Source organism: Streptomyces sp. ISL-100, from assembly GCF_018614615.1.
In the GTDB taxonomy this organism is placed as follows: domain Bacteria; phylum Actinomycetota; class Actinomycetes; order Streptomycetales; family Streptomycetaceae; genus Streptomyces.
Genome location: NZ_JAGGOK010000069.1, coordinates 86,264 through 109,626 on the forward strand (window position 1 = coordinate 86,264; position 23,363 = coordinate 109,626).

At 70.8% G+C, this 23,363-nt stretch carries 26 protein-coding genes, 1 pseudogene and 1 riboswitch; of the genes and pseudogenes, 12 read left to right on the forward strand and 15 right to left on the reverse strand.

Features of this window, described 5'->3' with window-relative positions:
• Positions 1–53 precede the first annotated feature (53 nt).
• From thiE to J7E89_RS29315, 4 genes are all read right to left on the reverse strand, one after another.
• Positions 54–710 carry a thiamine phosphate synthase gene (thiE, locus tag J7E89_RS29300; RefSeq protein ID WP_214977475.1) on the reverse strand — a complete coding sequence of 219 codons (657 nt, stop codon included), beginning with the start codon at positions 708–710 and terminating at the stop codon, positions 54–56.
• A 77-nt stretch (positions 711–787) separates the two neighbouring features.
• A complete protein-coding gene (locus J7E89_RS29305; protein WP_214977476.1) occupies positions 788–1,153 on the reverse strand; it encodes an Rv2175c family DNA-binding protein in 366 nt (121 codons plus the stop codon).
• Positions 1,154–1,221: 68 nt separating this feature from the next.
• Positions 1,222–2,400 (reverse strand): FAD-dependent oxidoreductase, encoded by a 1,179-nt coding sequence (locus J7E89_RS29310; protein WP_251061264.1) that lies wholly within the window; start codon positions 2,398–2,400, stop codon positions 1,222–1,224.
• Between the two features lie 93 nt (positions 2,401–2,493).
• Positions 2,494–2,877: a hypothetical protein gene (locus J7E89_RS29315; protein ID WP_214977478.1), complete on the reverse strand. Its 384-nt coding sequence runs from the start codon at positions 2,875–2,877 to the stop codon at positions 2,494–2,496.
• 92 nt (positions 2,878–2,969) lie between these two features.
• Positions 2,970–3,082, forward strand: a riboswitch (TPP riboswitch).
• On the opposite strand from J7E89_RS29315, the gene thiO reads away from it, so the two are divergent.
• The 6 genes and pseudogenes from thiO to J7E89_RS29345 form a co-directional block, all read left to right on the forward strand.
• Complete coding sequence (gene thiO, locus J7E89_RS29320) at positions 3,080–4,282, forward strand: glycine oxidase ThiO (protein ID WP_214977479.1); 1,203 nt, start codon at positions 3,080–3,082, stop codon at positions 4,280–4,282. Its footprint overlaps the riboswitch before it by 3 nt.
• Positions 4,279–4,479 (forward strand): sulfur carrier protein ThiS, encoded by a 201-nt coding sequence (thiS, locus tag J7E89_RS29325; protein ID WP_214977480.1) that lies wholly within the window; start codon positions 4,279–4,281, stop codon positions 4,477–4,479. Before thiO ends, thiS begins: the two co-directional genes overlap by 4 nt.
• A 3-nt stretch (positions 4,480–4,482) precedes the next feature.
• Entirely contained in the window at positions 4,483–5,277 is a 795-nt protein-coding gene (locus J7E89_RS29330) for a thiazole synthase (protein WP_214977481.1), read from the forward strand.
• Between the two features lie 240 nt (positions 5,278–5,517).
• Positions 5,518–7,452: a Stk1 family PASTA domain-containing Ser/Thr kinase gene (gene pknB / locus J7E89_RS29335; protein WP_214977482.1), complete on the forward strand. Its 1,935-nt coding sequence runs from the start codon at positions 5,518–5,520 to the stop codon at positions 7,450–7,452.
• A 40-nt stretch (positions 7,453–7,492) separates the two neighbouring features.
• Positions 7,493–8,368, forward strand: coding sequence for a deoxyribonuclease IV (locus J7E89_RS29340; protein ID WP_214977483.1), 876 nt, complete (start codon positions 7,493–7,495; stop codon positions 8,366–8,368).
• A 41-nt stretch (positions 8,369–8,409) separates the two neighbouring features.
• Positions 8,410–8,579: pseudogene (locus J7E89_RS29345) on the forward strand (DUF4396 domain-containing protein); the annotation flags it as partial.
• 4 nt (positions 8,580–8,583) lie between these two features.
• On the opposite strand, the gene J7E89_RS29350 reads toward J7E89_RS29345, so the two are convergent.
• Complete coding sequence (locus J7E89_RS29350) at positions 8,584–9,216, reverse strand: sulfite oxidase-like oxidoreductase (RefSeq protein WP_214977484.1); 633 nt, start codon at positions 9,214–9,216, stop codon at positions 8,584–8,586.
• 155 nt (positions 9,217–9,371) lie between these two features.
• Between J7E89_RS29350 and bfr the strand changes: the two genes are divergently transcribed.
• The gene (gene bfr / locus J7E89_RS29355; protein WP_214977485.1) at positions 9,372–9,851 is read left to right on the forward strand and encodes a bacterioferritin; all 480 of its coding nucleotides are present in this window, start codon (positions 9,372–9,374) and stop codon (positions 9,849–9,851) included.
• Between the two features lie 30 nt (positions 9,852–9,881).
• Here bfr and J7E89_RS29360 read toward each other — a convergent pair whose 3' ends face one another.
• From J7E89_RS29360 to J7E89_RS29370, 3 genes are all read right to left on the reverse strand, one after another.
• Positions 9,882–10,112: a (2Fe-2S)-binding protein gene (locus J7E89_RS29360; RefSeq protein WP_308315639.1), complete on the reverse strand. Its 231-nt coding sequence runs from the start codon at positions 10,110–10,112 to the stop codon at positions 9,882–9,884.
• 166 nt (positions 10,113–10,278) lie between these two features.
• Positions 10,279–11,631 (reverse strand): class II 3-deoxy-7-phosphoheptulonate synthase, encoded by a 1,353-nt coding sequence (locus tag J7E89_RS29365; RefSeq protein WP_214977487.1) that lies wholly within the window; start codon positions 11,629–11,631, stop codon positions 10,279–10,281.
• 18 nt (positions 11,632–11,649) lie between these two features.
• Positions 11,650–12,606, reverse strand: a complete 957-nt coding sequence (locus tag J7E89_RS29370) for a DUF2867 domain-containing protein (RefSeq protein ID WP_214977488.1) — start codon at positions 12,604–12,606, stop codon at positions 11,650–11,652.
• Between the two features lie 51 nt (positions 12,607–12,657).
• Between J7E89_RS29370 and J7E89_RS29375 the strand changes: the two genes are divergently transcribed.
• The 3 genes from J7E89_RS29375 to J7E89_RS29385 all read left to right on the forward strand — a co-directional run bounded on the left by J7E89_RS29375 (position 12,658) and on the right by J7E89_RS29385 (position 15,347).
• On the forward strand, positions 12,658–13,233 hold the full coding sequence (locus J7E89_RS29375) for a TetR/AcrR family transcriptional regulator (RefSeq protein ID WP_214977489.1): 576 nt from the start codon (positions 12,658–12,660) through the stop codon (positions 13,231–13,233).
• 65 nt (positions 13,234–13,298) lie between these two features.
• A complete protein-coding gene (locus tag J7E89_RS42485) occupies positions 13,299–13,355 on the forward strand; it encodes a trp operon leader peptide (protein ID WP_355716996.1) in 57 nt (18 codons plus the stop codon).
• 117 nt (positions 13,356–13,472) lie between these two features.
• Positions 13,473–15,347, forward strand: a complete 1,875-nt coding sequence (locus J7E89_RS29385; RefSeq protein WP_214977491.1) for an anthranilate synthase family protein — start codon at positions 13,473–13,475, stop codon at positions 15,345–15,347.
• Between the two features lie 129 nt (positions 15,348–15,476).
• Here J7E89_RS29385 and J7E89_RS29390 read toward each other — a convergent pair whose 3' ends face one another.
• The 4 genes from J7E89_RS29390 to J7E89_RS29405 form a co-directional block, all read right to left on the reverse strand.
• Positions 15,477–16,505 carry a 6-phosphofructokinase gene (locus tag J7E89_RS29390; protein WP_214977492.1) on the reverse strand — a complete coding sequence of 343 codons (1,029 nt, stop codon included), beginning with the start codon at positions 16,503–16,505 and terminating at the stop codon, positions 15,477–15,479.
• Positions 16,506–16,609: 104 nt separating this feature from the next.
• The gene (locus J7E89_RS29395) at positions 16,610–17,287 is read right to left on the reverse strand and encodes a response regulator transcription factor (protein WP_214977493.1); all 678 of its coding nucleotides are present in this window, start codon (positions 17,285–17,287) and stop codon (positions 16,610–16,612) included.
• A complete protein-coding gene (gene macS / locus J7E89_RS29400) occupies positions 17,284–18,516 on the reverse strand; it encodes a MacS family sensor histidine kinase (RefSeq protein ID WP_214977494.1) in 1,233 nt (410 codons plus the stop codon). The genes J7E89_RS29395 and macS overlap by 4 nt, the downstream gene beginning before the upstream one ends.
• Positions 18,517–18,552: 36 nt before the next feature.
• Complete coding sequence (locus J7E89_RS29405) at positions 18,553–19,275, reverse strand: 1-acyl-sn-glycerol-3-phosphate acyltransferase (RefSeq protein WP_214977592.1); 723 nt, start codon at positions 19,273–19,275, stop codon at positions 18,553–18,555.
• A 208-nt stretch (positions 19,276–19,483) separates the two neighbouring features.
• Here J7E89_RS29405 and J7E89_RS29410 point away from each other — a divergent pair, with 208 nt between their 5' ends.
• Both J7E89_RS29410 and J7E89_RS29415 read left to right on the forward strand, forming a co-directional pair.
• The gene (locus J7E89_RS29410) at positions 19,484–20,263 is read left to right on the forward strand and encodes a carboxylesterase (RefSeq protein WP_214977495.1); all 780 of its coding nucleotides are present in this window, start codon (positions 19,484–19,486) and stop codon (positions 20,261–20,263) included.
• Positions 20,256–20,975: a hypothetical protein gene (locus J7E89_RS29415; RefSeq protein ID WP_214977496.1), complete on the forward strand. Its 720-nt coding sequence runs from the start codon at positions 20,256–20,258 to the stop codon at positions 20,973–20,975. The genes J7E89_RS29410 and J7E89_RS29415 overlap by 8 nt, the downstream gene beginning before the upstream one ends.
• 102 nt (positions 20,976–21,077) lie before the next feature.
• On the opposite strand, the gene J7E89_RS29420 is transcribed toward J7E89_RS29415, so the two are convergent.
• The 3 genes from J7E89_RS29420 to J7E89_RS29430 form a co-directional block, all read right to left on the reverse strand.
• Entirely contained in the window at positions 21,078–21,830 is a 753-nt protein-coding gene (locus J7E89_RS29420) for an endonuclease/exonuclease/phosphatase family protein (protein WP_214977497.1), read from the reverse strand.
• A gap of 66 nt (positions 21,831–21,896) precedes the next feature.
• The gene (locus tag J7E89_RS29425; protein WP_214977498.1) at positions 21,897–22,838 is read right to left on the reverse strand and encodes an ROK family glucokinase; all 942 of its coding nucleotides are present in this window, start codon (positions 22,836–22,838) and stop codon (positions 21,897–21,899) included.
• A gap of 56 nt (positions 22,839–22,894) precedes the next feature.
• Positions 22,895–23,362, reverse strand: a complete 468-nt coding sequence (locus tag J7E89_RS29430) for a DUF5304 domain-containing protein (protein WP_214977499.1) — start codon at positions 23,360–23,362, stop codon at positions 22,895–22,897.
• Position 23,363 lies beyond the last annotated feature (1 nt).

The following is a 23,363-nucleotide window of genomic DNA, read 5'->3' on the forward strand; positions in this document are numbered from 1 at the left end:
CCGTGGACAGTCCTGGACGGCCGCGGGCAGGCCATGGGCCCGGCCCTGGACGGCTATACGGCGTACGCCCTGACCCTCTTCGCGAGCGCCGCCGCGGCGGCGGCCGGGTCGTCGGACTCGGTGATGACCCGCACGACCACGACCCTGCGGGCACCCGCGTCCAGCACCTCGTCGAGATTGCCCGCGTCGATGCCGCCGATCGCGAACCACGGCCGGTCCTGGCGCAGCCCGGCGGCGTACCGGACGAGGCCGAGGCCGGGGGCGTAACGGCCGGGCTTGGTGGGGGTGGGCCAGCAGGGGCCCGTGCAGAAGTAGTCCACGCCGGGCTCCGCGACGGCCGCGTCGACCTCCGCCTCACCGTGCGTGGAGCGGCCGACGAAGACGTCGGCGCCGAGGATCGCCCGGGCGGCCGGAACCGGCAGGTCGCCCTGTCCCAGATGCAGGACGTCGGCGCCGATGGCGTGGGCCACGTCGGCCCGGTCGTTCACGGCGAGCAGCTTGCCGTGCCTGCGGCAGGCGTCGGCGAAGACCTGGAGGTGCTCCAGCTCCTCGCCGGCCTCCATGCCCTTGTCGCGCAACTGCACGATGTCCACGCCGGAGGACAGGACGGCGTCCAGGAAGTCCGGGAGGTCGCCCTGGCGCTTTCGCGCGTCCGTGCACAGGTACAGCCGGGCATCGGCGAGCAGTGCGCGCTTCGTGGACGCGGGCATGGTGGTGTCCCCCCGTTGGTGGGCGGTGTACGGGCCGTCGAAGGCCCGTACACCGCGTGCGGTTATGTCGGCAGAGGTCAGACGGCGAGCGCCTGGGCGCGCCGCTTCACCTCCGTGCCGCGATTCTCACTCAACGCCTGCGCGGGGGTACCGGGCAGGGTCGGGTCGGGGGTGAAGAGCCACTCGATAATCTCTTCGTCGGAGAAGCCGTCGTCCCTCAGGAGCGTCAGGGTCCCGGCGAGACCCTTGACCACCTTGTCGCCGTCAATGAAGGCGGCAGGCACCTGAAGCGCCCGGTTCTCTCCGCGGCGTACGGCGATCAGCTGGCCTTCCTTGACCAGCTGCCGGACGCGCGTCACCTCGACACCGAGCTTTTCGGCGATGTCGGGGAGGTAGAGCCAGGCGGGGACGAGAGCATCGATCTTTGCGTCAATCTCGGTCACAGGACAAGCGTGCCATCTGGGACTGACAGCCGGTAGCCGGGGCCTGCCGTCCGGGGGGCAGTGCCCGCCTAAAGGGTGGCGGACTTGAGCGGGACGGCCGGATCGGCGGCCCGCTCCGGGTCCAACCGGGCGCCCGACGCGATGAGCCTGCGGCCCTGCGCGAGGTCGCGCGGCCGGGCCACGGTGAGCAGTGCGACGAGCGCCCCTTCGCGCAGCCAGCACACCGTCCAGGCGGCGCCTGCCGGGTCGCCGCGCCACACCGTCGTGTCGGCGTGGGCGTGGTGGCCCGCGTACTGCACGAAGCGGCCGAACTGCTCGGACCAGAAGTACGGGACGGGGTCGTACTCCTGCGGTGTCCCGCCCGGGGTGTTCGCCGCGACGATGTTCGCCGCGACCGTGCGCGGTCCCTGAAGCGCGTTGTCCCAGTGGTGGACGAGCAGGCGTTCGCCGTAGCGGGCGGAGGGGAAGGAGGCACAGTCCCCGACGGCGTACACGTCGGGCTGCGACGTGCGCAGGCGCGCGTCGGCGGTGACGGAGCCGTCCGGGCCCAGCGCGATGCCAGAGCCGGCGAGCCAGGCCGTCGCGGGCCTGGCGCCGATGCCGACAACCACCGCACCGGCCGCGAGCCGCCGTCCGTCGGCGAGGACGACCGCGCCGGGCTCGATCGCCGCCACGAGCGCGCCGGTGAGCAGTTCGGCGCCGCTCTCGGCGTACCAGGCGGCCATGGGCGCGGCGATCTCGGCGGGCATGGTGCCGGCGAGCGGCCGGTCCGCGGCCTCCACGACGGTCACCGCGCAGCCCGCCCCGCGGGCGGCCGTGGTGAACTCCGCGCCGATCCAGCCGGCCCCGACGACCACGATGTCGTGCTTCCGGTCGAGCACGGGCCGCAGCCGCGCGGCGTCGTCGAGCGTGCGCAGGAGATGGACTCCCTGGATGCCCTCGCTGCCGGGCAGCGTGATGGGCACCGCTCCGGTGGCGAGGACCAGTACGTCGTACGGAACGGGGCCCGAGGGAGTGTCGATTTCGTGCGCCCCGGGGCGCACGCCCGTCACTTCGCGCCCCAGGTGGAGTTCGATGCCGAGCGCTTCGAAGTCGACGTCGAAGGCCGACTCCTCTGCCGTCCCGAGCAGCACCGCCTTGGACAGCGGCGGCCTGTCGTACGGCTGATGCGGCTCGGCGCCGATCAGCGTGACGGAGCCGGTCCAGCCGCGCTCGCGCAGGGCCACAGCGGTCTGCACGCCGGCCATTCCCGCGCCGACGATGACGACGCGCCGCTCTGCTGTCTGCCTCTGCCCCTGGTCGCTCACCCGGTCACTGTAGGACGGCCTGTCCCGCTGCTCTCAAGGCCACGAAGGGGAGATCTCTGACACACCGTCACGCGGACGGGACGGCAGCTCCTCGACAACGCTCGTCCCGCTGCCCTCCTGGGACTCCCACGCCCAGGTTTCCTCCAGGCGCAGACGCCCGTCGGGGAGCGCGACGACGGTCGACGTGCAGTGGCCCGACGAGGTGGTGCCGTCCTGCTTCAGCTGTACGTACCGGAAGTCCAGCGCGTCGCCCTCGCGCGTGCCGACGAGATGGCCGCGTACGACGTCGCCGCCCGCGTAGTCGGCCCAGATCCGGCCGTCCTGCTCGTGGTACGTGAAGCGGGTACGCGTCCCGACCTGGCCGGGCGCCTGGTCGGCGACGGGCGAGAGGACGAGTCCGTCGAGCGAGCGGGCCACTGGAGTTGCTCCCTTACAGCGCGTTGGGGCCGGGCGTTAGGGTGGCCACCGTACTGCTGCCGTCCGGGGACGACCCCGGACCCCCAGCAGGAACAACCACTCGCGGGAGTCCGGGCGTACCGGGCTGAGAGGGAGGCTGGGCGGCCTCCGACCGTACGAACCTGATCCGGGTCATGCCGGCGAAGGGAGGGGCTGGACGCCCATGTCGCGTACATCGGATACATCCGACACATCAGACGTCCTCGTCATCGGGGGCGGAATCATCGGCCTGGTCACGGCCTGGCGGGCCGCGCAGCGGGGGCTGCGCGTCGCTGTGGCCGATCCGGAGCCGGGCGGCGGGGCCGCGCGGGTCGCGGCCGGAATGCTCGCCGCCGTCACCGAGCTGCACTACGGCGAGCAGACGCTGCTCGGGCTCAATCTCGCGTCCGCCGAGCGCTATCCGGCGTTCGTCGCCGAGCTGGAGGCGGCGAGCGGGCAGGACACCGGTTACCGCTCGTGCGGCACGCTCGCGGTCGCGCTCGACACCGACGACCGCGCCCATCTGCGCGAGCTCCACGCGCTGCAACGCCGCTCCGGCCTGGAGTCCGAGTGGCTCACGGGGCGCGAATGCCGCCGCCTGGAGCCGATGCTCGCGCCGGGCGTGCGCGGCGGCCTGCGCGTGGACGGCGACCACCAGGTCGACCCGAGGCGGCTCGCCGCCGCCCTCCTGACGGCCTGCGAGCGGGCCGGAGTGGCATTCCACCGCGGCTGGGTGGATCGGCTGTCTGTCGTACGGGAACGGGCCTCCGGGGCCGTACTGGCCGACGGGACGGAACTCGCCGCCGGCCAGGTGGTGCTGGCGGCCGGAAGCCTCAGCGGCAGGCTCGCGGGCGTACCGGAGGAGGTGCTGCCGCCGGTACGCCCGGTGAAGGGGCAGGTGGTGCGGCTGGCCGTGCCACCCGCGTACGCGCCCTTCCTGAGCCGGACCGTGCGTGCGGTGGTGCGGGGCAGTCACGTCTATCTCGTGCCGCGCGAGAACGGCGAGCTGGTCGTCGGCGCGACGAGCGAGGAGCTCGGCTGGGACACGACGGTCACGGCGGGCGGCGTGTACGAGCTGCTGCGCGACGCGCACGAGCTGGTGCCCGGGATCACCGAGCTGCCCCTTACGGAGACCCGCGCGGGGCTCCGGCCCGGCTCCCCGGACAACGCGCCCCTGCTCGGGCCGACCGCACTTCCGGGGCTGCATCTGGCCACCGGGCACTACCGCAACGGGGTGCTGCTCACGCCGGTCACGGGCGATGCGATGGCCGCTGTACTGACCGGCGGGGAGCTGCCGGAAGAGGCGCGTGCGTTCAGCCCGCTGCGCTTCTCGCCGACACCGTCCGCCTTGTCCCCCGCCTCCGTACCGCAGGAGCAGCCCGCATGACCATCTCCGTGAACGGCGAGACCCGCGAGGTCGTCGCCGGTACGACGCTGGGCGCGCTCGTCGCGACCCTCACCAAGGCCCCTTCGGGGGTCGCCGCAGCCCTCAACGAAACCGTCGTACCGCGCGGGCAGTGGGATGCCACCGCGCTCGGCGACGGTGACCGTATCGAAGTCCTCACCGCAGTCCAGGGAGGCTGAACCATGGCCGACGACCTTCTGACCATCGGCGACGCGACGTTCTCCTCACGTCTGATCATGGGAACGGGCGGGGCGCCGAGCCTCGACGTACTGGAACGTTCACTTGTCGCGTCCGGGACCGAGCTGACGACCGTCGCGATGCGGCGGCTCGATCCGACGGTCCAGGGATCGGTTCTTTCCGTTCTGGAGAAGCTCGGGATCCGTGTGCTGCCGAATACGGCGGGGTGCTTTACGGCGGGCGAGGCCGTGCTGACGGCTCGGCTGGCGCGGGAGGCGCTGGGGACGGACTGGGTGAAGCTGGAGGTCGTCGCCGACGAGCGCACGCTCCTGCCCGATCCGATCGAGCTGCTGGAGGCGGCGGAGACGCTGGTGGACGACGGCTTCACCGTGCTGCCGTACACGAACGACGATCCGGTGCTCGCGCGGAAGCTGGAGGACGTGGGGTGTGCGGCGATCATGCCGCTGGGCTCGCCCATCGGGTCGGGGCTGGGCATCCGTAACCCGCACAATTTCCAGCTGATCGTGGAGCACGCGCGCGTGCCGGTCGTTCTGGACGCGGGAGCGGGTACGGCGTCGGACGCCACGCTGGCGATGGAGCTGGGGTGCGCGGCGGTCATGCTGGCGTCGGCGGTTACGCGGGCGCAGGAGCCGGTGCTGATGGCGGACGCGATGCGGCACGGGGTGGAGGCGGGGCGGCTGGCGTACCGGGCGGGGCGGATTCCTCGGCGGCATTTCGCCGAGGCGTCGTCGCCTGCGGCCGGCATGGCGCTACTGGACCCGGAACGCCCGGCGTTCTGACCCCGGGCCAGCCGCTGCGCGGGCTTCCGGAACTGGGGCGCTGCCCCGGACCCCGGTCCTCAGCGCCGGACGGGCTGAAATGGCCGGGGGCTGCTGGGGCTCCGCCCCAGACCCTGCTCCTCAAAACGCCGGAGGGGGTGGATGGTGCGGGGCGCCCGCCCGCGTCACAGCTCGGCTGCAGTACGGCCCCGACCTCGCCGCACCGCAAGACGTGTCAGCGGCGGCTCGTAGACTCCCTCCGTGGATACGACCCTCCAGGACCCGCTCGTCGGGCACGTGCTCGACGGCCGCTACCGCATCGACGCGCGCATCGCCGTCGGCGGCATGGCCACGGTCTACCGGGCCGTCGACACCCGCCTCGACCGCGTGCTCGCCCTCAAGGTGATGCACCCCACCCTCGCCGCCGACGCCTCCTTCGTGGACCGGTTCATCCGCGAAGCGAAGTCGGTCGCCCGGCTCGCGCACCCCAACGTGGTCGGCGTCTTCGACCAGGGCACGGACGGGGCGTACGTCTACCTCGCGATGGAGTACGTCGCCGGGTGCACCCTGCGCGACGCACTGCGCGAGCGCGGCGCTCTCCAGCCCCGCGCCGCCCTCGACATCCTGGAGCCCGTACTGGCCGCGCTCGGCGCCGCGCACCGCGCCGGCTTCGTGCACCGGGACATGAAGCCGGAGAACGTCCTGATCGGGGACGACGGGCGCGTGAAGGTCGCCGACTTCGGTCTCGTACGGGCCGTGGGCACCGTCACCAGCACCACCGGGTCCATCCTCGGCACCGTCTCCTACCTCGCGCCCGAGCAGATAGAGCACGGCACCGCCGACACCCGCGCCGACGTCTACGCCTGCGGTGTCGTGCTGTACGAGATGCTGACCGGCGCCAAGCCGCACACCGGCGGCACCCCCGCGCAGGTGCTCTACCAGCACCTCCACGAGGACGTGCCCGCCCCGTCCGCCGCCGTGCCCGGCCTCGCCGCCGCCTTGGACGAGCTCGTCGCGGGCGCCACCGCACGCAACCCCGAGATCCGTCCGTACGACGCCGTGGCGCTCCTCGCGCAGGCCAGGGAAGCGCGCGCCGCGCTCAGCGACGAGCAGCTCGACGCCGTGCCGCCACAGGCCCGCGCGCAGGTGACACACAACGGCGCCGAGGACCGTACGAGCGTCATCCCCCGGGCCGTCGGACAAGGGACCGGCGTCGGCAACAGCAACGGCGAAGAGCCTCTCAACCGCACCAGCCGTCTCCAGATGCCCGCCCCGCAGCCCTCGTCCCCCAGGCGCGCCCTCGCGGCGCCCAGGCGCGGCGTACTCGCGGCCGTCGTCGCCGTCCTGCTCGTCCTCGGGGTCGGCGCCGGCGTCTGGTACATCAACTCCGGGCAGTTCACCCGCGTCCCTTCGCTCCTCGGCCAGACCGAGAAGGAGGCCGCCAAGCGGCTCTCCGCCGCCGGCCTCGACGTGAAGAAGGTCGAGCGCAAGTACAGCGCGACCTACGAACGCGGCACCGTCATGAACAGCGACCCGGCGTCCCGCGCCCGTATCCGCGACAACGGCTCAGTCACGCTTGTCGTCTCGCGCGGCCCCCAGACCGTGAAGGTCCCCGACGTCGAGCGGCTGCCGCTGGCCAAGGCCAAGAGCGAGATCGAGGAGGCCGGTCTGGCCCCCGGCATCGTCACCAGGGCGTTCAGCGATGACGTCCCGCAGGGCTCCGTCGTCAGTACGGACCCGGACGCCGGCACCGAGCGGCGCCCGGACTCCGCGATCGCCATCGTCGTCAGCAAGGGCTCCTTCGTGGAGGTGCCGGACGTGACTGGCGAGAGCGCGGAAGACGCCACCTCCGAACTGGAGGAGGCCGGATTCATCGTGAAGGTCGCGCCCGGGCGGATCACCTCCCAGGAGGAGGCCGGTTCCGTCGCCAGGCAGTCGGCGGCCGAGGGCGCGCGGCTCGCCGAGGGCGACACCATCACGCTGACGCTTTCCAAGGGACCGCGCATGATTCCCGTGCCCGATGTGGTCGGTGACGACGTCGACGACGCGAAGAGCACGCTCGAGGAAGCGGGCTTCGAGGTCGAGGTCGACCGTCCCTTCCTCTCCTTCAGCGACAAGATCGCGAGCCAGTCGGTCGAGGAGGGCGACGAGGCTCCGGAGGGCAGCACGATCACCATCAGGACCAAGGGCCTGTAGGGGAAAGGGGCCCTCACCCGTCCTGGCATGCTTGACGGCGATGAGCAACGCACCTTTCCCCTCCCGAAACCCCGTCGGCGGCCATGTCCCCGTGGCCGGCGGCCTCGCCACCATCGGTCTCGCGTACGCCCGTGAAATGGGCGCCGAGGCCGTTCAGGTCTTCGTCGCCAACCCGCGCGGCTGGGCGACACCCACCGGAAACCCGGCACAGGACGAGCTGTTCCGCGCGGCGTGCGCCGCCGAACGGATACCGGCGTATGTCCATGCCCCGTACCTGATCAACTTCGGCTCGCACACCGAGGCGACCGTCGAGAGGTCCGTGGAGTCGCTGCGGCACTCGCTGCGCCGCGGCCGCGAGATCGGCGCGCTGGGCGTGGTGGTGCACACCGGCTCGGCGACCGGCGGCCGACCGCGCTCCGAGGCGCTCGCGCAGGTACGCACACACCTGCTGCCACTCCTGGACGAACTGACGCACGACGACGACCCGTGGCTGCTGCTCGAATCGACGGCGGGGCAGGGCTCCTCGCTGTGCTCGCGCACCTGGGACTTCGGCCCGTACTTCGAGGCGCTGGACGCGCACCCCAAGCTGGGCGTCTGCCTCGACACGTGCCACATCTACGCTGCGGGGCACGATCTCGCGGGGCCCGGCGGGATGAAGCAGACGCTGGACCTGCTGGTGGACACGGTCGGCGAGGGCCGGCTCAAGCTGATCCACGCCAACGACTCCAAGGAAGGCGTCGGAGCCCACAAGGACCGGCACGAGAACATCGGCTCCGGACACATCGGGGAGGAGCCGTTCCGCGAGCTGTTCTCGCACCCGGCGACCGAGGGCGTACCGCTGACGATCGAGACGCCGGGCGGCAAGGAGGGCCATGCCGCCGATGTGGCGCGGCTGAAGGAGCTGCGTGATTTCTGAGGCGGCTGAAATCCCTTGAGTAATACCCCAGGGGGTACAGCGTGCTCGCACTGTGGCCCGGCGCGAGATGGACGCGCATCTGACCGACGGCATGTTCTGGGGCGTACTCGCCTTCGCGCTCCTCGCGGCCTTCGTCATCACCACACCCGTCAACAAGTGGATGATCGGCCGCGGCAAGGGCCACCCGGTGGTCCACCAGTACCACCACTGATCACCTACAGCTCCGGCCCGTCCCCCGGTTCCTCCTGGTAGGAGTACCGCTGCTCACGCCAGGGGTCGCCGACGTTGTGATAGCCGCGCTCCTCCCAGAAGCCCCGGCGGTCCGCCGTCATGTACTCGACGCCCCGGACCCACTTGGGCCCCTTCCAGGCGTACAGATGCGGTACGACCAGGCGCAGCGGAAAGCCGTGCTCGGCGGTGAGCAGCTCACCGCCCTTGTGGGTGGCGAAAATGGTCCGCTCGGAAGTGAAGTCGGCGAGCCGCAGATTCGCACTGAAGCCGTACTCGGCCCAGACCATGACATGGGTGACGCTCGGGGCGGGGGGCGCGAGTTCGACGAGCGTACGAGCGAGTACTCCACCCCATTCGGCCCCAAGCATGCTGAATTTCGTCACGCAGTGCAGATCGGCCTCGACCGTGGCGAACGGGAGCGCCGAAAACTGCTCGTGATTCCAGCAGTGCTTGTCACCGTCGGCCGTCGCACCGAATACGCGGAACTCCCAGCGATCCGGCTTGAATTTGGGTACAGGACCGTAGTGGGTGACGGGCCAGCCACGCTGCAGCCGCTGTCCGGGCGGAAGCTCGGGCTGCTCTGATTCGTGACGTTCCCGGCTTTCCGGCTGACCCATGACTCCATGGTGACAGACGGCGAGGGGTGGTCATGACCAGGTGTGACCCGATTCGGGGCAACTCCTAATAAGCCTGCACTTACTGGACGCCTCTCACCCGCGGTGCAAGGATGCGCGAAACCTGCCCAGTACCACGCCTGGAAGGAGCCTCTGCGATGCAGGGCGACCCCGAGGTCATCGAATTCCTCAACGAGCAGCTGACCGCCGAGCTGACTGCCATCAACCAGTACTTCCTGCACGCCAAGATGCAGGACAACTTCGGCTGGACGAAGCTCGCGAAATACACCCGGGCCGAGTCGTTCGACGAGATGAGGCACGCGGAGACACTGACCGACCGGATTCTCTTCCTGGACGGCCTGCCGAATTACCAGCGGCTCTTCCATGTGCGGGTCGGCCAGACCGTCACCGAGATGTTCCAGGCGGACCGGGAGATCGAGGTCGAGGCGATCGACCGCCTGAAGCGCGGCATCGAGGTGATGCGGGCGAAGGGGGACGTCACGTCGGCGAACATCTTCGAGGACATCCTCAAGGACGAAGAGCACCACATCGACTATCTCGACACTCAGCTGGAGCTCGTCAACAAGCTCGGTGAGTCGCTCTACATCGCCCAGCTGATCGAGCAGCCGGACAGCTGATCAATCAGTGATCCGGTGATCAATCACTGATCAGGCGGCTTCCGGCAGAGGCGCCTCGGCGAGTGCCGTCTCACCCTGGTCGACCAGCGTGCGGCGCGGGCACGCGCCACGGCCGAGAAGCCCCTGGATCATGCGTACGCAGGAGCCGCAGTCCGTCCCCGCCTTGCTCACCGACGCTATCTGGCGCGGCGTGCAGGCACCGGCAGCCGCGTGCTCCTTGATCTGCCGGTCCGTTACGCCGAAGCATGAGCAGACGAACACGCGGAACACCTCCTGACACGGGTCGAGGGGGACGACTAATCGGTAAGGTCAACCTAACCTTACCCGCCGTCCCCCGCACGCAAAAGCCCCGGCCCGGATATGACTGTGGGGCGCGGATCACATTCGATCCGCGCCCCACAGGTGTTCTTGCTTCTACTGCCGCTGCCTACTGGTCGCGGTACATCTCTGCGACCAGGAACGCCAGGTCCAGCGACTGGCTGCGGTTGAGCCGCGGGTCGCAGGCCGTCTCGTAACGCTGGTGCAGGTCGTCGACGAAGATCTCGTCGCCGCCGCCCACGCACTCGGTGACGTCGTCACCGGTCAGCTCGACGTGGATGCCGCCCGGGTGCGTACCGAGGCCCTTGTGCACCTCGAAGAAGCCCTTGACCTCATCGAGCACGTCGTCGAAGCGACGCGTCTTGTGGCCGGAGGCAGCCTCGTAGGTGTTGCCGTGCATCGGGTCGGTCACCCACGCCACAGCGGCGCCGGAGGCAGTGACCTTCTCGACCAGCTCGGGGAGCTTGTCGCGGACCTTGTCGGCGCCCATCCGGACGACGAAGGTCAGCCGGCCGGGCTCGCGGTCCGGGTCGAGCTTGTCGACGTACTGAAGCGCCTCGTCGACCGTGGTCGTCGGGCCGAGCTTCACACCGATCGGGTTGCGGATCTTCGAGGCGAACTCGATGTGCGCCCCGTCGAGCTGGCGGGTGCGCTCACCGATCCACAGCATGTGGCCCGATACGTCGTACAGGTGGCCCGTGCGCGAATCGACCCTGGTCAGGGCGGTCTCGTAGTCCATGAGCAGCGCCTCGTGGGAGGCGTAGAACTCGACCGTGCGGAACTCGGCGGGGTCGGTCCCCGCGGCCTTCATGAAGTTCAGCGCGTTGTCGATCTCGCGGGCCAGCTGCTCGTAACGCTGACCGGAGGGGGACGACTTCACGAAGTCCTGGTTCCAGGCGTGCACCTGGCGCAGGTCCGCGTAACCGCCGGTGGTGAAGGCGCGTACGAGGTTCAGCGTCGAGGCGGATGCGTGGTACATCCGCTTCAGCCGCTCGGGGTCCGGGATCCGGGCCTTCTCATTGAACTCGAAGCCGTTGACCGAGTCGCCGCGGTAGGTCGGCAGGGTCACGCCGTCGCGGGTCTCGGTGTTCTTGGAGCGCGGCTTGGAGTACTGGCCGGCGATCCGGCCCACCTTCACGACGGGCACGGAGGCGGCGTACGTCAGTACCGCGCCCATCTGGAGAAGGGTCTTGAGCTTGTTTCGGATGTGGTCGGCGGATACGGCGTCGAAGGCCTCGGCACAGTCGCCACCCTGCAACAGGAACGCCTCGCCCTTGGCGACGGCTCCCAGTCGGGCGCGCAGCTGATCGCACTCGCCCGCGAAGACGAGCGGCGGATACGACTCGAGGTCCGCGATCACATCGCGCAGAGCCTCGGCATCGGGGTACTCAGGCTGCTGCGCCGCGGGAAGGTCTCGCCAGGTGTTGCCACCGTTAGGGGTGGTCTTAGCGTTCACGGTCACCTCGCCAACATTACGTCCTCAGACCGGCTGTCCACGCCCTGGCCCACCAGATGAGACAGCCGTGACAGACGTTACAGACGCGACAGTCCTGACAGCAGTGGCGCGCTCCCCCGCGCTCGGCGCGGCCAGGGCCAGCCTGCGGTGGGCGCGGCGCAGCATGGTGCGGGCCATGAGGGGGTGCACTCTGCGTACGACACCCCAGTAGAGCCGCCCGCGCACGGTGTCGGCCTTCGCCACCGTGCTGAGCGTCACGTGCCGCTCGTCGACCAGGATCGAGGCCCGCGCCTTCACGCCCGCCGTGTCGACATTCATCAGCAGCTCGCCACCCTCGCGCGCCACGACGGGGAAGGCGTCCCGCAGGATTCCCGTCCAGCCGTCCGGATCGCGCGGCATTCCGGGCAGCAGCTCCATCCGGTACGCGTCCCGGTAGCCGGGCCGGTCGATGGCCGTACGGATCAGCCTGGCGCTCTCCGGGATCTCGACCGCGACCGCCCTGCCCCACGCCAGCCGGTTGAGCAGCCGCACCCAGGGCGACCACCGCACGGGGCGCTCCACCCCGCCGGCCGCGACCCGCTCGATGTTGTCGAAGACCTCCTCGACCACCGTGCTGTGGACCGCCTTGACCACGGTCAGCCACAGCAGGAAATCGGCGCCACGCAGGTCCTGCTCCAGCACGTGCCGTACGACGCAGCGCTCCGGGCCGAGCGGCTCCACCGTCATCTCGTGGAAGCCGTTGTCGGGCGGCGCGAAGGTGAAGCGGACATGGCGGCCCGGTTCGTACGCCGAGACGCTGAGGCGGACGGGACCGTGACCGCCGACGGCGCCCACGGCGAGCGGGCGGTCGAAGCGCATCGGTTCCCAGGCCGGCGTGGGAAAGATCGGGTCGTCCTCGGCGGAGAGCCGGTCGAGCAGGGCGCCCACCACTTCCGCGGGGGCCTGGACGGTGCGTTCGTGGACATCGCGGATCGCGCTCATGACGAACCTCCATACGCTGGCGTATGGTCAACCATACGGTACCGTACGGTCATGGCACGACGGCAGCAGAAGAAGCCCCGGCTGAGCGCGCAGGACTGGGCGGACGCGGCGCTCACCGCGATCGGCGAGGGCGGTCTCGCGGCCGTCGCGGTGGAACCGCTCGCCGCCCGGCTCGGCACCACCAAGGGCAGCTTCTACTGGCACTTCACCAACCGGGAGGCGCTCATCGAGGCCGCGCTCGCCCGCTGGGCCGAGACCGACACCGAGGCGGCCATCGCCGAGATCGAGACCGGGCCCGACCCTGCCTCCCGCATCCGCCGGCTCTTCACCGAGGCCGTCAGGTCGGCCGTCGCAGACCCGCTGGAGGTCTCCCTGCTGGCCACCGCCTCGCATCCGCAGGTCGCGGCGGCGCTGCGGCGCGTGACCGAGCGCCGGGTCGGCTACGTGACCCGGCTCTTCGCCGATCTCGGTTTCCCGGAGCCGGAGGCACGCCGCCGCGGACTTCTCGCGTACAGCGTCTACCTCGGACACAGCCAGCTGGGACACGCCGCCCCTTCCGTACTTCCCGAGGGCGACGAGCTGACCTCGTACCTCGACGCGGCGCTCGACGCGCTGATGAGGCCCTGATGAGGCGCTGACGCGTCGCTGAGACACGCGTGACGCGCCTGGTCGATTCCGCTAGGGTGCGGAGCATGTTCGCGCAGACGACTCAGACCTGGTGGTGGACCGCTCATCCGGCGGCCCACTGACAATCGCGCGCACACTGAATCGCGAAGGCCGCCCGAGGGGCGGCCTTTGGTGTTTCCAGGGGCTGTTCCTCTCCACCCGGACTCCACATCGGGCTCCCCCCGGAAGGAACACCACCGATGCTCATCAGCACCCTCCTCGACGACACCCGCCCCTTCGCGCTGCTGCGCAGGCGGACCCCCGGCCACGACCACGACACCGTCGAGCTGTTGATCGGCGATGTGCACGAGGCCGCGCGCCTGGCCGACATCCCGGCCGGCGCAGACGACATGCCCGTGCTCGCGCTGGTGCCGTTCCGGCAGATCAGGGAGCGCGGCTTCGATGTACGGGACGACGGGACGCCACTGAGTGTGCTGGTCGCCGACGAGACGTACGCGCTGCCGCTCGACGACGTCCTCGCTCAGCTGCCCACCCACGACGTGCGCGTGCGGGGCGGGGCCTTCGACGTCGGCGACGAGGAGTACGCCGGGATCGTACGGCGGGTCATCGAGGACGAGATCGGGCGCGGCGAGGGCGCGAACTTCGTCATCCGCCGGACTTTCGAGGGCGAAATCCCCGGGTTCGGGCGAGCGGACGCGCTGGCGCTCTTCCGACGGCTGCTCGCCGGTGAGCGGGGCGCGTACTGGACCTTCGTCGTACACACCGGGGAGCGCACGCTGGTCGGCGCGAGCCCCGAGGTGCACGTGCGGATGAGCGGCGGAACGGTCGTGATGAACCCGATCAGCGGTACGTACCGCTACCCGGCGGACGGGCCGAGCACAGAGGGTCTGTTGGACTTCCTCGACGACGGCAAGGAGACCGCCGAGCTCTCGATGGTCGTCGACGAAGAGCTCAAGATGATGTGCACCGTCGGCGACAGGGGAGGGGTCGTGATCGGCCCGCGGCTCAAGGAAATGGCCCATCTCGCACACACCGAGTACGAATTGCGGGGCCGGTCTTCCCTCGATGTGCGCGAGGTACTGAAGGAGACGATGTTCGCGGCGACGGTGACCGGGTCGCCGGTGCAGAACGCGTGCCGCGTCATCGAGCGGTACGAGCCCGGGGGCCGCGGCTACTACGCCGGCGCACTGGCCCTCATCGGCCGTGACGCGGGCGGGGCCCAGACCCTGGACTCGCCGATCCTGATCCGTACCGCCGACATCGCGGCCGACGGCCGGCTGCGGGTGCCGGTCGGCGCGACGCTGGTGCGCGACTCGGACCCGCGCAGCGAGGTCGCCGAGACGCACGCGAAGGCGGCGGGGGTGCTGGCGGCGCTGGGGGTGCGTCCCGGCAGGCCGGGGGGCGAGGGACTACGGCCGAAGCTGGCCGACGATCCGCGCGTGCGGGAGGCGCTGGACTCGCGGCGGGCGTCGCTCGCGCCGTTCTGGCTGCGGATGCAGGAGCGTACGCCGGCCCTGAGCGGGCACGCGCTGGTGATCGACGCGGAGGACACGTTCACGGCGATGCTCGCGCATCTGCTGCGGTCGTCGGGGCTGGAGGTGAGCGTACGGCGGTACGACGAGCCCGGCGTGCGGGAGGCGGCGCTCACGCACGAGGGGCCTGTGGTGCTCGGCCCCGGTCCTGGTGACCCGTCCGACGCGAGCGATCCCAAGATGCGGTTCCTGCGGGGGCTGGCGGCGGAACTGGTGCGGGGGCACCGGCACGGGGTGCTCGGGGTGTGCCTGGGGCATGAGCTGCTGGCGGCGGAGCTGGGGCTGGAGATCGTGCGGAAGCGGGTGCCGTACCAGGGGGCGCAGACGCGGATCGACCTCTTCGGGAGGCCCGAGACGGTCGGCTTCTACAACAGCTTTGTCGCCGGTTGCGACGACGAGCAGGCGGCGGAGCTGGCGGCGCACGGGACCGAGGTGGCGCGCGACGCGCACTCTGGCGAGGTGCACGCGCTCCGGGCCCCTGGCTTTGCGTCCGTGCAGTTCCACCCGGAGTCGGTGCTTACGCTGCGCGGCACGGCCCTGGTCACGGACCTCCTGACCCCGTCGCTGCTCGGCCGGCGGTAGGGCGCGCCCTGCGGGGCCCTTCCCCTACCCGCCCCTTCCCGCAGTGACACTTTGCGGCTCCGCCGCGTGGGGGCTCCGCCCCAGCCCCCGCTCCTGGGGGCTGGGGCTCGCCCCGCAGCGGCAGCCCGCTCAGCCGAAGAACACGCCGACCTCCGCGTAGAGCTCCGGATCCACCGTCTTCAGACGCGCCGTCGCCTCCCCCATCGGCACCCGCACAATGTCCGTCCCCTGAAGCGCGACCATCTTCCCGAAGTCCCCGTCCCGCACAGCCTCGATCGCGTGCAGCCCGAACCGCGTCGCCAGCCACCGGTCAAAGGCACTGGGCGTACCGCCGCGCTGCACATGCCCCAGCACGGTCGTGCGCGCTTCCTTCCCCGTCCGCTTCTCGATCTCCTTTGCCAGCCACTCCCCCACGCCCGAGAGCCGCACATGTCCGAACGAGTCGAGCGTGCCGTCCTTGAGCACCATCTCGCCGCCCTGCGGCAGCGCGCCTTCCGCGACCACGACGATCGGCGCGTACGACGCCTTGAAGCGGGACGTGATCCAGCCGCACACCCGCTCGACGTCGAAGCGCTGCTCCGGGATGAGGATGACGTTCGCGCCGCCCGCCAGGCCCGAGTGCAGGGCGATCCAGCCCGCGTGCCGGCCCATGACCTCGACGACCAGGACGCGCATGTGCGATTCGGCGGTGGTGTGGAGGCGGTCGATCGCCTCGGTCGCGATGCCGACGGCGGTGTTGAAGCCGAAGGTGTAGTCGGTGGCGGACAGGTCGTTGTCGATGGTCTTCGGTACGCCGACACACTTGATGCCGTACTCGTCGGACAGGCGGGTGGCCACGCCCAGCGTGTCCTCGCCGCCTATCACGATGAGCGCGTCGACCTCATACTTGGCGAGGTTCTCCTTCACCTGGCGGATGCCGTTCTCCGCCTGGAGCGGGTTGGTGCGCGAGGAGCCGAGGATGGTGCCGCCGCGGGGCAGGATGCCGCGTACGGCCGGAATGTCGAGCCGTACGGTGTCGCCTTCGAGCGGTCCGCGCCACCCGTCCCGGAAGCCGGTGAAGTCGTAGCCGTACTCCTGGACGCCCTTGCGGACGACGGCGCGGATGACTGCGTTGAGCCCGGGGCAGTCGCCACCCCCGGTCAGTACTCCTACCCGCATGAAATTGTCCCTTCGCCACATTCAGCAGAAGTGCCGTGTCGCGGCCACGCTAGTGGTGACTCAGGTCACAGCGACATGGGGCGTCGGGCAATTCGGGACTCGTACTAAGCGTCGTCGAGGCCGCGTTCGATCGCGTAGCGGACGAGCTCCACGCGGTTGTGCAGCTGAAGCTTGCCGAGGGTGTTCTGCACGTGGTTCTGGACGGTGCGGTGCGAGATCACCAGGCGCTCGGCGATCTGCTTGTACGAGAGGCCCTTGGCGACCAGCCGCAGCACCTCGGTCTCGCGATCGGTGAGCTGTGGCGCCTTCGGCTCGTTCGAGGAGGAGGCGGGGAGGGGATCCGAGGCCAGCCGGCGGTACTCGCCGAGGACCAGGCCGGCCAGTCCCGGCGTGAAGACCGGGTCGCCGGCGGCCGTGCGCCGTACCGCGTCGATGAGCTCGTCGGGCCCCGCCGACTTCAGCAGATAGCCCGTCGCCCCCGACTTCACCGCTTCCAGTACGTCGGCGTGCTCGCCACTCGCGGACAGCACCAGGACGCGCAGGGCCGGGTCGGCGCCGACGAGCTCCTTGCAGACCTGTACGCCGGGCATGCCGGGCAGGTTGAGGTCGAGAACCAGGACCTGGGGTCCGACGGCCTGGGCGCGGCGTACCGCCTGCGGTCCGTCGCCCGCGGTGGCGACCACGTCGAAGCCCGCCGCGGCGAGGTCGCGGGCGACCGCGTCCCGCCACATCGGGTGATCGTCGACCACCATGACCCTGATCGTCTGCTGTTCGTCGCTCATCGCGCCTGTCCTGCCTTCCCCCGTGGAACCTTCAATTCAACTTCCGTGCCCTGCCCCGGGACCGAGATCAGCTCGGCGGTGCCGCCGATGTCCCGCAGCCGCCCGCGGATCGACAGGGCGACGCCCAGGCGCCCCTCCCCCTCGGCCTGCGCGAGCCGCCCTTCCGGAATCCCCGGACCGTCGTCCCGTACCGTCACGATCACTTCTTCCGGCCAGTCCTCGACCAGAATCCACGCCTGGGCGTCTTCCCCGGCGTGCCTGCGCACATTGTCCAGTGCGGCACTGACAGCCGCCGCGAGCTCCATGGCCGCCGCCGCTTCCAGCAGCACCGGGGCGCCCGGCTCGGCGAAGCTGACCTTCGATCCGGCGTGCGGGGCGAGCAGGGAGCGCAGGTCGCAGGGGCGCGCGCGTCCGACATCGTCATCGTCGTCGTCGACCTCGACCGTACGGACGACCGCACCCTGCGCCGCGTCCTCCGAGGCACGCGTCGCCGGTACGAGCCCGCTCGACACCAGGGTGCGCAGGGCGACTTCCTGCTCCCCGGCCATCCTGCCGAGCTCGGCCGCCTCGCCGCCGAGCGAGGTGCCGCGCCGCTGCACCATGGCGAGCACCTGGAGCACGCTGTCGTGGATGTCGCGGGCGAGGCGCTCACGCTCGCGGGTCGCGGCCTCGATCTCCAGGGCGCGGGCGAGGGTGCGCTCGGAGGCGCGGGCCACCTCGACGACGTAACCGATCGCGATGGAGGCGACCCACACCAGCAGGACGTTGTGGAGGGTGTCCTGGCTGGGGTGGCCGCGTTCGACGATGTTGGCAGCGGCGACGAAGGAGGAGGCGAAGGCCGCCCAGCGCCAGCCGCCCTTGATGGCGAACGCGAGGACGGAACCCGCGGTCCATATCGACGGCAGGGTGGGGCCGTCGATCTGCTGCGCGTGGAAGTCGGCGACCGGGGTCAGCATGACGCCGGTGAGGGCGATGGTGAGGTCGGCGACGAGGAAGGTCTTGGTGCAGCTCGCCGCGTTCGCCACCTTGGGGAGCGTGACGAGCGTCCAGACGAACATCACCGCGAGGAACGCGACGGCCACCCACGGGCGCTCGAAGTTCTCCCGCGTGAAGACGAACAGGAGCACCGCGTACAGCATCGTCAGGACGCGGTAGGCGGTGAGCGCACGCCACAGCGGCTGCTCGACCGACATGCGCACGACACGCTCGCGCTGAGCCTTGGCCATCATTCCCCCACTCCACCCCGGCCGGACCGACGGACGCGGCTAAGCGCCGGCCCGTTCCGCCTTCTCGGCCTTCTCCGCCTTGGCGGCCTTCTCCGCGTCGGCGATCTGGCGCTTCGCCGCCGTCGCGTAGATGTCGACGTACTCCTGGCCGGAGAGCTTCATGATTTCGTACATGACCTCGTCGGTCACCGACCGAAGGATGAACCGGTCGCTGTCCATGCCGTGATAGCGGCTGAAGTCCAGCGGCTTGCCGATCTTGATCCCCGGGCGCATCAGCTTGGGTACGACCTTGCCGGGCGGCTGGATCTTCTCGGTGTCGATCATCGCGACCGGGATCACAGGCGCGCCGGTGGCGAGCGCCACGCGGGCGAGGCCGCCCGGCTTGCCGCGGTAGAGACGGCCGTCCGGCGAACGGGTGCCCTCCGGGTAGATGCCGAAGAGGCCGCCGCCCTTGATGACGTCGATGCCGGCCTTGATCGCCGCCTCACCCGCGCCGCGCGCACCCGAGCGGTCCACGGGGAGCTGGCCGACGCCCTTGAAGAACGCGGCGGTGAGCTTCCCCTTCACACCGGGCGAGGTGAAGTACTCGGCCTTGGCGATGAAGGTGACCTTGCGGTCGAGGACCGCGGGCAGGAAGAAGGAGTCCGAGAAGGACAGGTGGTTGCTCGCGAGGATCGCGGGGCCCTCGGCGGGAATGTTCTCGAGGCCCTCCACCCAGGGCCTGAAGGCAACCTTCAGTGACCCTCCGATGGAGAACTTCATTGCGCCGTAGATCAACCGAGTGCCTTCCCTTGTCTGTCGACATGACCATAACCCGTGCCGGGCCTGCCCTCTCTACCGACAAGGGGGCCCGACGGACCTGGTCGGTGTCGGTCCGGTCGCGTACGGTGAAGTACATCTTCGCGCCCCCCTTCGCAGTCCAAGACTTCAGACTCAGAGTCACACTCACACTCATGAACAGGAGACCCCGGTGCCGGTCCTTCCTGGAGCCGAGCCGTTCCGCCACGAGGGCGGAGAGGTCGGCGTCCTCCTCTGTCACGGCTTCACCGGTTCCCCGCAGTCGCTGCGCCCCTGGGCAGACCATCTGGCCGAGCGCGGACTGACCGTCTCCCTTCCGCTGCTGCCCGGGCACGGCACCCGCTGGGAGGACATGCAGCTCACGGGCTGGCAGGACTGGTACGCGGAGGTCGACCGCGAGCTGCACGTACTGCGCGAGCAGTGCCGCCAGGTCTTCGTGTTCGGGCTCTCGATGGGCGGGGCGCTGACACTGCGGCTGGCCGCGAAGCACGGGGACGCGATCTCCGGGATCGCCGTGGTCAACCCGGCGAACAAGGTGCACGGCCTGTCGGCGTACGCGCTGCCGGTCGCCCGCCATCTCGTACGTACGACAAAGGGGCTGCGGAGCGACATCGCGAAGGCGGGGGCGGAGGAGGTCGGTTACGACCGCGTCCCGCTGCACGCGGCGCACTCCGTGCGGAACTTCTTCCGGCTCGTCGACGCGGAGCTGCCCCAGGTGACGCAGCCGATGCTGCTGCTGCACAGCCCGCAGGACCATGTGGTGCCGGCGGCGGACTCGGCCCGGATCCTCAGCCGGGTCTCGTCGACCGACGTCACCGAGGTCCTGCTGGAACAGAGCTACCACGTCGCGACGTTGGACCATGACGCGGAGCGGATCTTCGACGAGAGTTATGCGTTCATCGGCCGCCTCGCTCCAAGTGTCGGGAAGAAGGGGAGCACGACCGGTGGCTGAGCACGACGCGGAGCCTGCGGGCCGCGAGGAAGAGCGGGAGCCGGACGAGACGGCGGCGGCATCCGGGGCTGCCGCCTCCGGCGAGTCCGCCGGGGAGTCCGTCGACGAGGACGCGGCGTGGGCCGCGATCGTCGCCGGGTACGGCGAGGAGCCGCCGGACCCGCCGGGTGCGAAGCCGTTCAAGTCGATCGAGGACCTCTACCTGCCGGAGGGCGACATCAACAGCACGGGCGGCGACCGCCCGAAGAAGTCACTCCGGAAGGACGCCGAGGAGGCGGCCGGCCAGGACGACGCGGGCCCGGACGCGGAAGGTGACGCGGGCCCGGACGCGGATCCTGACGCGGACTCCGACGGGGACAGACCGCTGGGCAGCTCCGTCGTCTTCGCGCCCGGCGTCGGCGGCAGCGGCCCGCGGAGCTACTCGCTGGCGGAGCCGGGCGAGGACGACCTCGACGAGAGCGACGAGGGCCACTTCGTCCCGCCGGAGCCTCCCCCGCTGCCGCCCGCCGACACCACGGCGCGGTTCGCCTGGCTGGCGGTCATCGGGGGCCCGGTGCTGCTGCTCACGGCGGTCCTGCTCCAGTGGGACATGACGTGGTGGATGACGACGCTCGGCGTCGGCGGCTTCCTGGGCGGATTCGGCACGCTGGTGGCCCGGATGGCCCACGGCGACGACGAGGACGACGACCCGGGGCGCGGCGCGGTCGTTTAGGGCATTTCTTTTCCCCACCCCGGCCCTTCCCGCTGTGGCACTCTGCGGCCGAATCCAGCCCGTCCGGCGGGTAGGGGGAAGCCCCCGGCAGGGTCCTCGCGCCTACGACGCCGGGACGCGCAACGCCGCCAGTACCGGCAGGTGATCCGTGGCCGCGCGTACGTCCGCCTCCGGGAGGCCCAACGGGACCCCGCAGCCCAGGACTTCGATCCCCGGCGTCGCGAAAACCGCGTCGATACGCTGGTGAGGGGTCTCCGGGGTCGACGTGTACTCGCCGCCCCACGGCTTCACCGCCCAGCAGTCCCGCAGCTCCCCCGCCAGCCGGCGGAAGGTCCGGCCTTCCGGCCGTTCGTTGAGGTCGCCGCCCGCCACCGCGTGCGGTACGTCCATCGCCTTCAGCCGGTCGAGCAGCATCCCGCCCTGCGCGTACCGCTCCTCCCGCTGGAGGCTCAGGTGACAGCTCAGTACGCCGAGCCTCGCGCCCCCGATCCGCACCACCGCCGTCGCGAACCCCCGCCGGTGCAGCCCCGGACTACGCGGCAGCAGCACATCCTCCGTACGCTCCACCGTCACCCGCAGCGAACACAGCAGCAGCGGGCCCGCAGCGGTCGCTCCGCCGCCGAGCGTCACCAGGTCGCTGTGGGCGGCCAGCCACGCCGCGTGCTTTCGCCAGCGCAAGAACCGCGGCGCCTCCTGCACGAGCACAAGGTCGGGCTCACAGGCACTGATCACCCGGGCCAGCGCCTCGCGGTCGTCGCGCATCGAGCGGATGTTGTAGCTGAGAACACGGATGACGGCCGAACCGTCAGGCTCGGTACGGGACTCGGGCAGCGTACTGATCGGGCTCGTCGCCATGTGGATCACGATACGGAAATGCCCGCCGCACCCCAAGGGGGCACGGCGGGCACACAGGCAACGGCGTCAGCCCTGGCGCGCCAGGTCCGCCGCGCCGACCAGCCCGGCCTTGCCGCCCAGCTGAGCGGCGAGCACCTGCGCGTGCGGCCGCCACTGGCCGCCGATCAGCCAGCGCCGGAAGGACTTGCGGATCGGGTCGAGGACGAGCTCGCCCTCGTCCGAGACACCGCCGCCGACGATGAACGCCGACGGGTCGAAGAGCGAGGCCAGGTCCGCCAGGCCCGCGCCGGCCCAGCGCGCCAGTTCACGGAAGGAGTCGACGGCCACCGGGCAGCCCTGGCGGGCGGCGGCGCTGACGTGCTTGCCCTCGATGCCCGCGACCGTACCGTCGCCGAGGGCGAGGAGGATCTGAGCGTTCTCGGGGGTGGCGTTGGCGCGCTGCTTGGCGTAGCGGACGAGGGCTCGCCCGGACGCGTACTGCTCCCAGCAGCCCTGGCTTCCGCAGCCGCACAGCAGGCCGTCGGGGACGACCCGGATGTGGCCGAACTCCGCGGCCACGCCGAAGCGTCCGCGCCGGAGCTTGTTGCCGATGATGATGCCGCCGCCGAGGCCGGTGCCGAGGGTGATGCAGATGACGTCTTCGTGGCCCTGGCCGGCGCCGAACTTGTACTCGCCCCAGGCCGCCGCGTTCGCGTCGTTCTCGACGACGACCGGCAGCCCGACGCGCTGCTCGACCTTGTCCTTCAGCGGCTCGTGCCGCCAGTTGATGTTCGGCGCGAAGAGGACGGTGGCGCGCTTGTCGTCGACGTACCCGGCGGCGCCGATGCCGACCGCCTCGATCTGGTGGCCCTTGCCGGCCTCGGAGACGGCCGCGCAGATCGCGTCGACGATGCCTTCGGCGGTCGGCGGCGTGGGCACCTTGTGCGTGTCGAGAATGGTGCCCTCTTCGTCGACCACGCCTGCCGCGATCTTCGTGCCGCCGATGTCGACGCCGATGGTGAGTCCCATGTGTCCCTCAGTTTTCGGTCGAGCCCCGCTAGGGCCAACCGTACCCGAGGCGCAGCTCAGTCCAGGTCGATGTGCCTGCTGGACGAGGGGCCGTCGTCGCCGTCGTTCTTACGGTCCGTCGGCTGCGCGGGGCCGCGGGTCCAGCGGCCCTCCTGGCCCTGCACGGCGGAGCGGTAGGCGGCCAGCAGCTCGTTGCCGGCGGCGGCCAGGTGGTCGAAGACCTCCGGGTTGCGCTCTATGACGGGCTCGACGGCGGACTTCGCCTGGTTGATCAGCTGGCTGACCGTGCCCTGCGCGGCCATGCCGGGCAGCGACGACTGGAGCGAGGTGACCTTGTCGGCGACGGCGTCGAGGAGCTTGCGCAGCTCCTCCGCGGCGGACCCGGGCTGCGCCCCGCCGCTGCCGCTCTGCTCGCGACGGCGGGCCTTCTCTGCGGCGAGATCCTCTGCGCATGCCTTCGCCCACGCGTCGGCGTCGGGGGCCTCGGCGGGCTCGGGCGCGGGGCCCTCGGTGACATCGCTCATG

What these genes read in the sequence shown, in the direction of transcription:
- thiE (WP_214977475.1), bottom strand. Translation starts at nt 710, where the DNA reads ATGCCCGCGTCCACGAAGCGCGCACTGCTCGCCGATGCCCGGCTGTAC.
- J7E89_RS29310 (WP_251061264.1), bottom strand. Translation starts at nt 2,400, where the DNA reads ATGGCCGGCGTGCAGACCGCTGTGGCCCTGCGCGAGCGCGGCTGGACC.
- thiO (WP_214977479.1), top strand. Translation starts at nt 3,080, where the DNA reads ATGTCGCGTACATCGGATACATCCGACACATCAGACGTCCTCGTCATC.
- thiS (WP_214977480.1), top strand. Translation starts at nt 4,279, where the DNA reads ATGACCATCTCCGTGAACGGCGAGACCCGCGAGGTCGTCGCCGGTACG.
- J7E89_RS29330 (WP_214977481.1), top strand. Translation starts at nt 4,483, where the DNA reads ATGGCCGACGACCTTCTGACCATCGGCGACGCGACGTTCTCCTCACGT.
- J7E89_RS29340 (WP_214977483.1), top strand. Translation starts at nt 7,493, where the DNA reads ATGAGCAACGCACCTTTCCCCTCCCGAAACCCCGTCGGCGGCCATGTC.
- J7E89_RS29350 (WP_214977484.1), bottom strand. Translation starts at nt 9,216, where the DNA reads ATGGGTCAGCCGGAAAGCCGGGAACGTCACGAATCAGAGCAGCCCGAG.
- bfr (WP_214977485.1), top strand. Translation starts at nt 9,372, where the DNA reads ATGCAGGGCGACCCCGAGGTCATCGAATTCCTCAACGAGCAGCTGACC.
- J7E89_RS29370 (WP_214977488.1), bottom strand. Translation starts at nt 12,606, where the DNA reads ATGAGCGCGATCCGCGATGTCCACGAACGCACCGTCCAGGCCCCCGCG.
- J7E89_RS29375 (WP_214977489.1), top strand. Translation starts at nt 12,658, where the DNA reads ATGGCACGACGGCAGCAGAAGAAGCCCCGGCTGAGCGCGCAGGACTGG.
- J7E89_RS29385 (WP_214977491.1), top strand. Translation starts at nt 13,473, where the DNA reads ATGCTCATCAGCACCCTCCTCGACGACACCCGCCCCTTCGCGCTGCTG.
- J7E89_RS29390 (WP_214977492.1), bottom strand. Translation starts at nt 16,505, where the DNA reads ATGCGGGTAGGAGTACTGACCGGGGGTGGCGACTGCCCCGGGCTCAAC.
- J7E89_RS29395 (WP_214977493.1), bottom strand. Translation starts at nt 17,287, where the DNA reads ATGAGCGACGAACAGCAGACGATCAGGGTCATGGTGGTCGACGATCAC.
- macS (WP_214977494.1), bottom strand. Translation starts at nt 18,516, where the DNA reads ATGATGGCCAAGGCTCAGCGCGAGCGTGTCGTGCGCATGTCGGTCGAG.
- J7E89_RS29405 (WP_214977592.1), bottom strand. Translation starts at nt 19,275, where the DNA reads ATGAAGTTCTCCATCGGAGGGTCACTGAAGGTTGCCTTCAGGCCCTGG.
- J7E89_RS29420 (WP_214977497.1), bottom strand. Translation starts at nt 21,830, where the DNA reads ATGGCGACGAGCCCGATCAGTACGCTGCCCGAGTCCCGTACCGAGCCT.
- J7E89_RS29425 (WP_214977498.1), bottom strand. Translation starts at nt 22,838, where the DNA reads ATGGGACTCACCATCGGCGTCGACATCGGCGGCACGAAGATCGCGGCA.
- J7E89_RS29430 (WP_214977499.1), bottom strand. Translation starts at nt 23,362, where the DNA reads ATGAGCGATGTCACCGAGGGCCCCGCGCCCGAGCCCGCCGAGGCCCCC.